General features: G+C 68.6%; 12 protein-coding genes and 3 pseudogenes. 6 read left to right on the top strand and 9 right to left on the bottom strand.

The annotated features are described in order from the left end of the window. The first annotated feature begins 1 nt into the window (after nucleotide 1). From ACZ4U1_RS00765 to ACZ4U1_RS00775, 3 genes and pseudogenes are all read left to right on the top strand, one after another. Nucleotides 2-1,660 carry an AMP-binding protein gene (locus tag ACZ4U1_RS00765; protein ID WP_467897849.1) on the top strand — a complete coding sequence of 553 codons (1,659 nt, stop codon included), beginning with the start codon at nucleotides 2-4 and terminating at the stop codon, nucleotides 1,658-1,660. A 5-nt stretch (nucleotides 1,661-1,665) separates the two neighbouring features. Beyond that, nucleotides 1,666-2,424, top strand: coding sequence for a thioesterase II family protein (locus ACZ4U1_RS00770; protein ID WP_467897851.1), 759 nt, complete (start codon nucleotides 1,666-1,668; stop codon nucleotides 2,422-2,424). Between the two features lie 85 nt (nucleotides 2,425-2,509). Then, nucleotides 2,510-2,645: pseudogene (locus ACZ4U1_RS00775) on the top strand (IS701 family transposase); the annotation flags it as partial. Between the two features lie 12 nt (nucleotides 2,646-2,657). Here the strand turns inward: ACZ4U1_RS00775 and ACZ4U1_RS00780 are convergent. The 4 genes from ACZ4U1_RS00780 to ACZ4U1_RS00795 all read right to left on the bottom strand — a co-directional run bounded on the left by ACZ4U1_RS00780 (nucleotide 2,658) and on the right by ACZ4U1_RS00795 (nucleotide 5,862). After that, nucleotides 2,658-3,302, bottom strand: coding sequence for a response regulator (locus ACZ4U1_RS00780; RefSeq protein ID WP_467897854.1), 645 nt, complete (start codon nucleotides 3,300-3,302; stop codon nucleotides 2,658-2,660). Next, entirely contained in the window at nucleotides 3,293-4,513 is a 1,221-nt protein-coding gene (locus ACZ4U1_RS00785) for a sensor histidine kinase (RefSeq protein WP_467897856.1), read from the bottom strand. The genes ACZ4U1_RS00780 and ACZ4U1_RS00785 overlap by 10 nt, the downstream gene beginning before the upstream one ends. 98 nt (nucleotides 4,514-4,611) lie before the next feature. Further along, entirely contained in the window at nucleotides 4,612-5,271 is a 660-nt protein-coding gene (locus tag ACZ4U1_RS00790) for a DedA family protein (protein ID WP_467897859.1), read from the bottom strand. Between the two features lie 342 nt (nucleotides 5,272-5,613). Further along, entirely contained in the window at nucleotides 5,614-5,862 is a 249-nt protein-coding gene (locus ACZ4U1_RS00795) for a hypothetical protein (protein ID WP_467897862.1), read from the bottom strand. A 30-nt stretch (nucleotides 5,863-5,892) separates the two neighbouring features. Between ACZ4U1_RS00795 and ACZ4U1_RS00800 the strand changes: the two genes are divergently transcribed. Both ACZ4U1_RS00800 and ACZ4U1_RS00805 read left to right on the top strand, forming a co-directional pair. Beyond that, nucleotides 5,893-6,192: a hypothetical protein gene (locus ACZ4U1_RS00800; protein ID WP_467897865.1), complete on the top strand. Its 300-nt coding sequence runs from the start codon at nucleotides 5,893-5,895 to the stop codon at nucleotides 6,190-6,192. Nucleotides 6,193-6,540: 348 nt separating this feature from the next. Then, on the top strand, nucleotides 6,541-6,663 hold the full coding sequence (locus tag ACZ4U1_RS00805; RefSeq protein ID WP_467897868.1) for a hypothetical protein: 123 nt from the start codon (nucleotides 6,541-6,543) through the stop codon (nucleotides 6,661-6,663). A gap of 15 nt (nucleotides 6,664-6,678) precedes the next feature. Here the strand turns inward: ACZ4U1_RS00805 and ACZ4U1_RS00810 are convergent, their stop codons facing one another. The 3 genes from ACZ4U1_RS00810 to ACZ4U1_RS00820 all read right to left on the bottom strand — a co-directional run bounded on the left by ACZ4U1_RS00810 (nucleotide 6,679) and on the right by ACZ4U1_RS00820 (nucleotide 10,028). Next, nucleotides 6,679-6,957, bottom strand: coding sequence for a DUF6087 family protein (locus tag ACZ4U1_RS00810; protein ID WP_467900010.1), 279 nt, complete (start codon nucleotides 6,955-6,957; stop codon nucleotides 6,679-6,681). Nucleotides 6,958-7,323: 366 nt separating this feature from the next. Then, entirely contained in the window at nucleotides 7,324-9,615 is a 2,292-nt protein-coding gene (locus tag ACZ4U1_RS00815; protein WP_467897869.1) for a tetratricopeptide repeat protein, read from the bottom strand. Beyond that, a complete protein-coding gene (locus ACZ4U1_RS00820) occupies nucleotides 9,612-10,028 on the bottom strand; it encodes a hypothetical protein (RefSeq protein ID WP_467897872.1) in 417 nt (138 codons plus the stop codon). The genes ACZ4U1_RS00815 and ACZ4U1_RS00820 overlap by 4 nt, the downstream gene beginning before the upstream one ends. 184 nt (nucleotides 10,029-10,212) lie before the next feature. Between ACZ4U1_RS00820 and ACZ4U1_RS00825 the strand changes: the two are divergent. Continuing rightward, nucleotides 10,213-10,375, top strand: a pseudogene (locus ACZ4U1_RS00825) (tyrosine-type recombinase/integrase); the annotation flags it as partial. 191 nt (nucleotides 10,376-10,566) lie between these two features. Here the strand turns inward: ACZ4U1_RS00825 and ACZ4U1_RS00830 are convergent. Together ACZ4U1_RS00830 and ACZ4U1_RS00835 are read right to left on the bottom strand one after the other, a co-directional pair. Further along, on the bottom strand, nucleotides 10,567-11,022 hold the full coding sequence (locus tag ACZ4U1_RS00830; RefSeq protein WP_467897874.1) for a hypothetical protein: 456 nt from the start codon (nucleotides 11,020-11,022) through the stop codon (nucleotides 10,567-10,569). 617 nt (nucleotides 11,023-11,639) lie between these two features. Beyond that, nucleotides 11,640-11,844: pseudogene (locus ACZ4U1_RS00835) on the bottom strand (hypothetical protein); the annotation flags it as partial. Nucleotides 11,845-12,112 lie beyond the last annotated feature (268 nt).

The raw sequence follows: 12,112 nt of genomic DNA on the forward strand, positions 1-12,112 counted from the left end.
CATGACGGACCAGCCGTCCATCGTCGAGCGTCTGGCGCCCCAACCCCATGACCGGCCGCTGATCTTCCTCGACGACCAGCTGCGGCCTGCCTCCCTCGCCCTGGGCGAACTGCGTGCCCGTGCCGAGGCCGTCGCGGGATCACTGCGCCGCCGGTACGGAGTCGGGCCGGGCCATCGCGTGTGTGTGCTCGGCCGGACGTCCCTGGACCTGATCACCACGCTGTTCGGCATCTGGCGGGCCGGCGCGGCGGTCACCGTCCTGCCGCTGCCGCGTGCGGGTGGCGTTGACGAGCTGCACGACCTCACCGAGCGCAGGGTGGCGGCAGCGCACGGGTCGCTGGTGGTGACCGATCCGCAGGCGGCATCCGCCCTGACGGGCAAGGTGTCGGCACCCGTGACCGACTTCCCGGCCCTGGCCTCTTCCTCACCCGGCGCACCTCCCCCGCTGCCGAGCCCGGACGACACGGCCCTGCTCCAGTTCACCTCCGGCACGACCGCCCTTCCGCGAGCCGTCGCCGTCACTCAGGGCCAGCTGGTGGCCAACTCTCATGAAGTCTTCGCCGCCGGAGGGCTGACGGCGACAGACACCTTCGTCTCCTGGCTCCCCCTCTTCCACGACATGGGCATGATCCTTCTGACCGGCGCCATAGCCCATGGCTACACCGCCTGCACCATGGCGACGCAGACATTCAGCGCCCGGCCGGGAGCCTGGCTCGAAACCATCGCCACCTACCGTGCCGCCGCCACCGTGGCACCCAACTTCGCCTACGGACTGGCCAACCACTACCTCTCTCTCAGGCGTGGCGGCTACGACCTGTCCTCGCTGCGGTACGCAGTGAACGGCGCCGAACCCATCGACGCCGAGGGTCTCCAACGCTTCACGACGACCGCGCTCAAGTACGGCATGCCCCGCACAGCCATGGCGCCCTCCTACGGCCTCGCCGAGGCGACCCTGGCAGTCACCATGGGCCGGCACGACGAGCTGTACACGAGTGTCACGGTCGACCGGGCCGCTCTGGAGGACGGTGTGGCGCTGGAGGTGGAGGCGGGCGGCTCCGGCCGGACCTTCGTGGACTGCGGCACCCCGATCACTGCGACCACCGTGACCATTACGGACGACAGCGGCGCGCCATTGCCCGACGGCCGGATCGGCTCGATCCGCGTTCAGGGCCCCGGGGTGGTCGACCAGTACTGGACGGCCGACGGCAGCCCCCACCCGGTACCCCTGCTGGACCACGTGGGACGTCTCGTGACCGGGGACCTGGGCTTCTCTCTGAACGGCCGCCTCTACGTCTGCGGACGGCAGAAGGACATGATCATCGTGGCCGGCCGCAACCTCTACCCCGAGGACTTCGAGTTCACCACGGAACGCATCCCCGGCATCCGGCTGGGCAACGTCATGGCGTTCTCGCTCCAGGCCAGCGAGAACATGATCGTCGTGGCCGAGACCAGCCTGACCGGCGCGTCCGCGCAGGAGCTCGCCCACACCGTGCGCGAGACGCTCTCCCAGGAGCTGTCGTACGCGCCGCACGACGTCGTACTGGTCTCACCGAAAACACTGCCCAAGACCACCTCCGGCAAGCGGCAGCGCGGCCTGTGCCGCACCCAGTACGAGGCCAATCTCCTGTCCGTTCGGGCCAGCACGCTCGCGACGAGGTAGCCGCGGTGAACTCCACAACGCCGGGCGAGTGGTTCCTGGAAGCCGACGCCCCCTCATCACTGCCGACCTTGGTCCTGTTCCCTCACGCGGGAGCGGGCGCCGCAGCATACTGGCGGCTGGCCCTGTCGCTGCGCGACCTCGTCCGCCCCCTCATCGTGCGCCTTCCCGGCAGAGAGAGCAGGTCCGCCGAACCCCGTTTCACCGACGTCCGCCCCCTGGTCCGCGCACTCGCGCCCGCACTCCGCCCTCGTCTGGGCAGTACCTACATGCTCTACGGTCACAGCATGGGCGCCTTGATCGCCTTCGAGACGGCCCGACTGTTCTCACTCGGCTACGCCATGCACCCCCGGCAGCTGATCGTCTCCGCCATGGAGGCTCCACAGGACAACCCGACAGGGCATGAGCGACACAAACTCACCGATCAGGCGCTGTGGCAAGTCGTCAGCGAGATGGGGGGTGTGCCCCCCGAGATCGCGGAGGACCGGTCGATGCGGCAGATGCTGCTTCCCACGCTCAGGGCGGACTTCGAACTCACCGACACCTACGCCTTCCGCCCCATGCCGCTGCTGTCCTGCCCCATAAGCGCGTACGCCGGAGAGGATGATCCAGAGTTGCCGGCCGGCGCCATGATCGGTTGGGGGGCCAACACGCACGGTGCGTTCGAGCACACGGTGATACCCGGAGGGCATTTCTTCAACTTGGACAGCCGATCAGGCTTTACCGATGCCCTGAGGAAACAGATCACCGAACAAGGCGGGAGTTAGGTGGTGGGTGCGGCGGCAGTACGCCGGTACTGCCGGGCGGACGGAGAACTGCCAGATCGGCTCCGAGGGCCGGCGGTCGGAGCTGGACCTGTCCAACGGTCTTGCCCGGCACAAATGGAAGCGTCGTTGCTACGGCAGCGGGGCTCACGGCCTACGCATCTACGACTGGTCCCGCGTCGAGGTACGGCCCTGGCACCGGCCCGACCGCCGCCACTGGGGTACGGGACACGGTGTCAGGACTCGAGATAGCGCAGTACCGCGAGGATGCGCCGGTTGTAGCCGGTGGTGTGACTCAGATCCAGTTTGTCGAAGACCGCGTTGAGGTTCTTCTCCACCGAACTGACCGAGATATGCAGCTGCTGTGCGATGGCCGTGTTGGTGTACCCCTGGGCCAGCGCCTCCAGCACGCTGCGCTCGCGCGGGGTGAGCCGGGCGAGCGGATCGCCGTGCGTGGTGCGGATGAGCAACTGCCGTACGACCTCCGGGTCGATCGCGGCCCCGCCCGCGTGAATGCGTTCCAAGGCGTCCAGGAACTCCTCCACTTGGGCCACTCGGTCCTTGAGCAGGTAGCCGACCCGCTCGGCGTTGGACGCCAGAAGCTGGACCGCGTAGTTGCGCTCGATGTGCTGCGAGAGGACCAGCACGCCGATCTCCGGCCGGCGCTCACGGATTTCCACCGCCACCCGCAGGCCCTCGACCGTGTGGGTGGGGGGCATCCGGATGTCGGCGACGACGATGTCCGGCTGGTGCTTGTCGACCTGCTCCAGCAACGTCACCGCGTCGCCCAGCGCCGCCACAACCTCGTGGCCTTCGTCGGCGAGCAGCCGTACCAGGCCCTCTCGCAGCAGGGCCGAGTCCTCGGCCAGGATCACGCGCATGGCAGCTCCGCGGTGACGATGGTGGGTCCCCCGAGGGGGCTGTCGACGTACAGGACACCGTCGAGCGCGGCGATGCGGCCGCGCAATCCGGTCAGGCCGCTGCCGGAGGGGTCCGCGCCGCCCTTGCCGTTGTCCTCGATCCGCAGGGTGAGGCGCTCGCCGACGAGCGCGACCCGCACCTCGATGGCGGTGGCGGAGGAGTGCTTGGCGGCATTGGTGACGGCCTCGGACACCACGAAGTAGGCGGCAGTCTCCACCGGTTGAGGCAAGGGCGTGCCGACCTCGTACCGGATGCGCAGCGGGATGCTGCACCGTTCGGCCACTCCGCCGAGCGCCTCCCGCAGACCGACGCTGTCCAGCGCTGAGGGGTAGGCCCGCCAGGCCACTTCGCGTAGTTCGGTGAGAACCCCCTGGGACTCCTCGTGCGCCTGCCGCAGCAGCGCGTCGGTCCGTTCGGGGTCACGGCTGCGCCGGGCCCGCCCGAGCAGCATGGCGAGCGCGACCAGGCGCTGCTGCACTCCGTCGTGCAGATCGCGTTCGATGCGCCGTCGCTCGGCGTCCACCGCCCGCACCACCGCGGCGCGGCTGGCTGCGAGTTCGTCGATGCGCTGTTGGAGCAGCTCCCGCTCGGAGGGTCCGAAGCACTCGAGGGCGGTGCGGGCGTCCAGGGCGGCCAGCGAGTGCAGGCCTTGGATGTCGAGGAAGAGCAGCACGCCGCCCAGCACCACCTGCGTCAGCAGTTCCTCCCAGCCGAGGCTGCCCCGCGCAAGGCCGTAGACCAGCAGCCCGGCCAGTACGGCGCCGAAGCCGAGCAGCGCGATGACGACCGCGCACAGCAGTCCGGTGTAGCAGCGTACGGCGAGGTAGCGCAGGATCTTCCGGTCGGACGCCGTGTACAGCCCGGGGAAGCGGTCCGCGAAGAACACCGAGCGGCGGCTGCGTTCGAGCGCCGTCAAGGTGCGCGCGCCGGTCATCAGTACGCCGAGGGCGTCCGTCCGGGTGCGCGGCCACAGCAGGAACGGGCCGAGCGCGGCGCCGACGACGAGGAAGTAGAGGGAACCCAGCAGCGCGGTCAGGCAGCCGAGCAGGAGGCCTGTACCGCGGCGGCGCCACGAGGGCGTCGGGTCGGCAGTCGGAGTGGCTCCGGGGCCCGGGGCGCCGAGGGCTCCTGCTGGCCCGCGGGACGCCGCGCCTCTCAGCTCCTCGTGCACGGGCGCCGAGCCTAGCGCGGCCGGACAGCCACGGACAAGATCGTCCGGGGCTGTGGGCACGAACACGGCCGGGCTATCGGGGAGCGGGCCGGGGCGCATCAGATGCGGCGGTGCTGGGCCTTGTTGCGGCCCTTGAGCCGGACGGCCAGGTACATGACCAGGGCGGCGGCCACCAAGGCCAGGACCACCTTGCTCAGTATGCCGACGTAGGTCTCCACCACATCCCACTGATCACCCAGCCAGTAGCCGGCCAACACCAGGATGCTGTTCCAGATCAGGCTGCCGAGCGTGGTGAGCATGATGAAGACGGGCATCCGCATCCGCTCCAGGCCGGCGGGCACCGAGATCAGGCTGCGGAAGATCGGCACCATCCTGCCGAGGAAGACCGTCTTGGTGCCGTGCCTGGCGAACCATGCCTCGGTGCGCTCCAGATCCGAGGTCTTCACCAACGGCAGCCTCGCCCACAGAGCGAACATCCGTTCTCGGCCGAAGAGCATGCCGATCCAGTACAAGGCGACCGCGCCGACCACCGAACCGAGCGTCGTCCAGAACAGCGCCGACGCGAGACTGAGCACGCCCTGCCCCGCGGCGAATCCGGTCAGTGGCAGGATCACCTCGCTGGGCAGCGGCGGGAAGAGGTTCTCCAGGGCGATGGCCAGGCCGGCGCCGAGGCCTCCCATCTTGTCCACGAGGTCGGCAGCCCACCCCGCAATGCCGTCCGCGGGCTCCTGGGACAGGGCCTGAGTCAGGTGAGGCATGGTGGTCTCCAAGGTGGCGCATCGACGGGGCCGAGGCGGGCGCCCCGACGATCTCCAACCTAAGAGCCCCAGTTCAGCCGCAGTACGAGGATTGCCATCGAACGGCATACCGTTCTCCGTAGCACCGGCCCTGCGGTTTTCCGCAGGGCCGGGGGCCGGTGGGTGCTACGACACTGTCCCTCCCCCGTTGCGCTGGAGTAACAGTTACTCTCCGTATCCGCTGTGGTGTCTTTCGTAGGCGGGCCCTTACACCAAGTGCTGTGCCGGACCGTTCTGAGGACCGGGTCGGGTCTCGACCGGCTTACGTGCGGGAGTAGGCCAAGAGGGCCCGATTGGCGCTGGTCAGCCGGTGACCCCCTCCGACGCCAGCTGCTTCACAGCGGCCAGGACGCAGTCGCGGGGCACGAGGACCACGGCCTCATCCTCGCCGATCGAGGCGCCCACCTCGTTCATCCGTTCCGCCTCCGGCGCGGTCAGGAGGTGAAGCGTGCCGATGACGAGGAAGTCACCGTCCTCCAGTTCCAGGACGTCAGGGCAGTTGTTCGCTCCGACGGACCCGCGCTCGGCGGGCGTCGATCCGATGCGGCGCATGAGACTCCTTGAGGTGACACGATCGGTGTTATGGACACCAATACGGACTGGGCGTACCGGGTGTTCGAGCCCCACGGGTCCGAGGGCTGGCGCCCCTACGGCAGCGACCCCGAACGGTGGCACGGCACGATCACCGCTCCCGACACGGACGAGGGCGCCAAGCACGCCATCGGCCGGATCGTCGGCGACCTCATGACCGAGTGGGAGCGGACCGGCCTGAGCCACGCGATGCACGTGCGGGTCTTCCTCTGGCACCACGAGGCGGGCGAGCTGAAGGATGCCGACTTCGTCGTGGAGGTCCGGCCCCGGTCCGACTTCGACGCAGCATGAACACTCCGGGCCGACCACGCACCAGCGACGCGCGGCACCGAGAGCGCTGAACCCTGAGGCAGGTCCGCCACCTGCCAAGACTCCTCGGCAAGGAGGGCGGCGATCACCACCCACGTGCTGACGGCACACCGCATGCGGCGTGCCGGGCGCGGGCGGACTTGCCATGCTGGCGAGGAGCGGCAGCGGTCCGGTCGGAGTTCAAGCTCGATCGCGCGGCCAGGCGCGGGGCCGCTGAGCCGGCCGGGGGTGGCCGCCGTCGAGGGAGTACGGGTCCAGCAGGCTCCCGGCCGGTCCGGGGCGAGGACCTGGTCGCTGTGCTCGGCCATCCTGGCCGGCAGGTGCGCGGCGGTGACGGGCTCGTCCGGGTGCTCGGTGACCACCCTCGACGTGACCAGGACGGCCAGGTCGTACTCGGAGGCCGGGGAGTGGGCCGTCGAGCAGTACGACGCCGCACTCGCGCCGGTCGGCTGACGCCCGCCTGGCCGGTCACGCCGCTGGTTGGTCGCCGGCCGCCTGTTCGTTCACCCACCGTTGAGCCTCCGCGAGGTTCGCGGCCGTGCCCGCAGGCGCGTACGTAAAGCCGTTCCACTCCTCCAGTGCCCTCGGCTCGTCGGGCCGGAGGTGACCACCGCCGCCGTGGAGCGGGCGGTGCCGGCGCCGACGTCCAGCGGCGGACGGCGCCGCTTGTTGTACCCCGCGAGCGGGTCGTCGGCGTCGGCGCGCAGGATCGCGCGGGACGGCTGGTCCGGCGGTCCGGCTCGGCAGTGCTTGCCCATGGGTCCGATGGTGTCAGGCCGCGACGGTGGTGGGCCGGGATGCGGCGAGATGCGCCACGCGGATACGGACGTCGTCCACCGTGGTGGTCCGGTGCGGGCGTGCGGCGTCCAGCGGAGGAGTACCTGCGCGGCGGCGGCCTCGCCACGCGGTTCGCGCGGGCTCTGCCTGGGCATCTGCAGTCCGCACTGGCCGACGTCGCCTCGGTGCTGCTGCCCAGCACCGTCGGCTCGCTCATGGGACAGGTCACCGCACGCTCGTCGGAGCCCCTGCGCCGGCGCCTTCCGGCCGCCGAGCGCGAGCATGACGTCCTGGACAGCGACATGGCCCGGCTCTCCCCGTTCCTCCACGCGAACCTCAAGGGAGAGTGGAGTTGCTGGACTGCTCGGGTTGTATGCCTTCAGCGGCTCTCAGAGCGAGGGTGAGGTTGTTCCGGCTGGTCAGTGTATGGGGATGGGTGTCGCCAAGAATCTGTTCACGTTGGGCGAGAGTCGTCTGCAGCAGGGGAATCGCGCGGCCGAGGTCTCCCGCGTCCTGATAGGCAAGGGCGAGGTTGTTCCGGCTGGTCAACGTATGAGGATGGACGTCACCAAGAATCCGTTCACGTTGGGCGAGAGTCGTCCGCAGCAAGGGAATCGCGCGGCCGAGGTCTCCCGCGTCCTGATAGGCAAGGGCGAGGTTGTTCCGGCTGGTCAACGTATGAGGATGGACGTCACCAAGAATCCGTTCACGTTGGGCGAGAGTCGTCTGCAGCAAGGGAATCGCGCGGCCGAGGTCTCCCGCGTCCTGATAGGCAAGAGCGAGGTTGTTCCGGCTGGTCAGGGCGTGGGGGTGGACGGTACCGAGGAAGTACTCGCGTTGGACGAGAGCGATCTGGAGCAGGGGGATGGCCTGGTCGAGATCTCCGGCGTCCTGGTAGGCGAGGGCGAGGTTGTTCCGGCTGGTCAACGTGTGGGGATGGGCGTTACCGAGGATTCGTTCGCGTTGGGCGAGGGTGGTCTGGAGCAGAGGGATGGCGCGGTCGAGGTCTCCCGCGTCCTGGTAGGCGAGGGCGAGGTCGTTGCGGCTGGTCAACGTGTGGGGGTCCGTGTCGCCTAGGGTCCGTTCGCGTTGGACAAGGGTGGCCTCATACAAGGGGATGGCTTGATCGAGGTCTCCCGCGTCCTGGTAAGCGAGGGCGAGGTCGTTGCGGCTGGTCAACGTGTGGGGGTGCGTGTTGCCGAGGCACTGCTCGCGTTGGGCAACGATGGTGAGCAGCAGAGGGATGGCGCGAGCGGTGTTGCCCTGGTGGTGGAGGCGGTGGGCAACAGCGCTGTACGCGTTGGCGAGCGGAACGCTGGTGGCATGTCCCGCCGGGGTGGTGGCCGCGAGGGAGATCAGGTGAGGCGTGAGGGCGTCCCACCTGATCTCGTCGGCTGTTTCCTGGCTCACCGACGGGGGAAGGGCTTGCAGAACCGCGCGCTCGGCTTGAGCACGTGCTCGTGAGAGGCGGCGTTTCCATGCCCGGGACCACCAGCGGCGAGGCATCGGTGTACGCAGGACGGCCTGGACCAGACGGTGGAGGGTGATGGCGGTACCGCTGTCGGTGACCATGCTGTAGGCAGCTAGGGTCCCGATTGCCTTGGCGATCTCGTACGGGTCGCTGTCTGGCGGGGTGAGCAGGGTGTGGGGTATGCCCTCGGGTGCCAGCCAGGCAGCGACGTCCAGCACGTGCACCGCGAGCGGACAGGTCTTGCTCAGAGTGTGCAGGGTGACGTGCCAGACGCGGGCGACGGTGCGTTCGGCGTCGATGCCATCCGCGGCTTCCCGCATGTTCGTCTGCAGCCGACGGCGGTAGGCGTCGATGCCGATACCGCGGTTCTGGCGGAGGTAGGCCCCGGCCTGCTTCAACGCCAACGGCAAGAATCCCAGCTCAGCAGCGAGCACGGCTGCGTCAGCCCGCTCCCGTGCTGTCGGCCCGTCCTTCAACGCGAGCCGGCACAACAGGTCGGTGGCGTCGTCTGGCTCGAGTGTGCCCAATGCCAGGTTTGGCGCATGGTCCGGCCATCCCGTGCTGCGGCGGCTGGTCGCCAGATGATGCCCGCCGTGCAATGCACCCGTGTAGGGAGAGAGGTCCTGCGGGTTCTCGACATTGTCGTACACCAGGAGCCAACCGGGATGCCAGGCAAGCCATTGCAACGCCCACGCTACCCGCGACGCCGGGTTTGCCTCAGCCGCCCAGCGCGGCACTAATCGCTCGGTCAGTGCGGCAAGGGACTGCTCGATGGACGCTGGGGACACGGCGTCGATCCACCACACCAGCGGATAGTCGCCGAGGCTGCGGTGGTGGTGGGCGTAGTGGAGGGCGAGCGTGGTCTTACCCACTCCGCCAAGGCCGTGCACCGCCCCACTCTGCGTGATCGCGCCCCCTCCTTGGCTCGTCAGCATGCGCCGCAGCTCGGCCAACTCTTCCGCACGTCCCAGGCACAACCCGCCTTCCGGAAGGTTGGACGTGCCGGGAGCCGCCTCCGCCTTCTTCGGAGCGTCCGGGGACTCTACGGGCAACACGTCGCCGGTGATCGCGATTCCGATGTGCTGGGCGGAGATCGACCCCTTCCCCATGGCATGAAACGAGCTTCCTTGCGAGGGCTGGGGCTCGTGTCCGTTCATGGGCGCGGCGTGTGGCCGTCCCCTGTGATCGCGGTCCCGATGTGGTGGGCGGCGATCGACCGTTCACCGGACGCTGTGATGGTTACCGAGCCTGGTGCCGAAACCGGCAGCAGAGCCGCCAATTCCTCGCGCAGGTCGGGATCGTCCCGCAGTGCCCGCTTCAGCACTGTCCTCAGTGCAGCCTCTGTATCGGGGTCCTCCGGGTCCTCGGCGTGCTCTACCACCGCCTGCTCCAGCTCAGCTCGCCCTGCCGCGTCCGCGCGCCGCCACACAGCCTGCACAAGGCGCTGCCCGCATCCCACCGTCGCATCGGCCATGGCATCCTCCGCACGCGTCAGCACCGCCGCTCCATACGCCCCTACCGCGGCCGACACCACTGGCCCCGCCTGCGCCACCCATTGCGTGATCTCCATCCCTGCTGTCCCCCATCAAACACAGGCCAATACTCGGAGCAGACCTCTGAGCGTTCGTGCGCCCTTCAGAGTAGGGATACTTCGCCCACCATGAACCGGGTTTGCGGCGCTTCGGGGCGCTGAAAGGCACACGGTTGGTGGAGCCTTCTGCTCCGGTCCGACTCCCGTCATCCAAAGGCATCGACAGGAGGAGGCCGACGAGCGTCCAACGTCCACCGTGGAGCAGGTCTTCGACCTGGTGGATGCCATGGGTCCAGGTGGCGGCTCAGGGTCCTGTTCGGCGTCTTCCCCTCATTCCGCCCCGAGGAGCTGGCGAGCTACGCCGTCACAGTGTCGATCTTGACAAGCGCTGCGCGCCGCAGCTGCTCGCTGACTCCGCCGATGACGGCCCCGACACCGCTAAGCCCTCGCTTGCTGCCCGACCTCGTTGCCGAGGCCGCCGTCCTAATGAGCAGCCGAGTCGTCGTGGGGCGCCGGGCGGCGAATCGGCAGAAGCCACGACCGCGGCAGACAACTGAAGTCATTGTGTCAGGCGTTGTTACTCGGCGAGCTGGTTGGCGAGCCGCTGTATTGCCGATCGGATGCCGTGGCCGTAGGCGTCATCGTTGAGCGCGTCAAGGTGCTCTTGGGCCTGAGCCAGATGCGTGCGGGCCTGTGTGGTGTCTCCGAGTTTGTGGAAGTCCGCGGCGAGGTTGAGGTGCAGGGACGGATAGAACCCGCGGATGGCCAAGGAGGAGTCGTGCTGCTTGGCCCGGTCGTCGGAGACGGACGCGGCGGCGTCCAAGGCCCGCAGGTCCCAGTCCAGTTCGTCCTGCGGGTCCTGCTGGAGATCGGCCATGTAGTGGGCGAGGACGCAGCGGTGGAACGGGTCACCGTCCAAGGCGATCTCCCCCCAGACCTCGGTGAACCGCTGCCGAGCGCCGTCGATGTCGCCTGCGTGCTGCAGCGCCATGGCTTCCTCGATACGCTTCATGGTCTTGTCCTCGGTGGTCACGGCAGCCTCTCCGTCGCTCGTCGATGATCGCGAGGAAGCGTAGGGGCAACCACTGACAATGGACCGGGACCAGCGTCCTTATCTCTCCGCTGCGGTTCCTTCAATCCCGCCGTATCAGGCGCTCGCGCAGTGGACCGCGGAGTATGACCTGCCCGTCCTGGACGACGTCGCCGACATCATTCGCGGCAGTGCCACCGATGGCGCCCCGCCGCTATCAAGGCGCTGCGAGCCCGTACCACGGCGGCCAATGCGGAACCGCTGGCCGACCAGGCCGCCGAGGCGAACGCGGCCAGCGAGAAGATGACCGCGCCAGGAGCTCTCTTGGCTGGCTCGGTGATGCTGCTGATGGCCTTCCCTGCGGTGATCCGCATGCTGACCGTCTGAGACCGCGAGTCCGCGAGCTGGACACCGGGAAAGCGGAAACGGATCCTCCCAGCTCATCCGCCTCAGCCTCGCCGAGATACGACGGCTGATCACCCGCGTGACCAACCGCCGACCCGCGCCCGTCGAGCACATCCTGCGCTGGTCGACCTGGCGCCGACGACGACAACACCAGGCCCGTACCAGCCACCACAAACGACGCGGACACAGCCCCTGAGCTGGCCCTTTCCTTTGGGGAGTCTGCGGTAGCAGATGAGGGCCGCTGCCAGCGCGGTGAAGGCCAGGAAGTGGCCGGGCTTGCGCTCGTAGCGGCGGTGCAGACGTCGGCAGCCGGTGAGCCATGCCTTGCACGAGCGGCTGCGGGGCTTGGCTGTCGTGGGTGTTGGCGGCGGACATTCCCACCGAGAGCAGCAGGCCACGGCGATCGACGACGAGGTGGATTATCCGATCCACCTGGAATGAGCTGTTAGGCCTGGCCCTCGATCACGGTTCACTCCATCCGCGCCCACCCGCATGACTGCGGTCACTCTTGGGAGGGACCTCTTGGGGTCGGTGGACCGATGGCGGACGAGTCAGCCGCAAGCTCACTGAAGTGCGCTGTCGTCCGACGCCGGAAAACGGTCAGTCAGCAGGACGGACCGAGATCGGTGCTGATTACTTTCAGGAGCCGCCTGAGATTTCGGAAAGGAGTCATGGATACGCCCTGTTC

It is taken from the genome of Streptomyces sp. NPDC028928 (assembly GCF_055564915.1).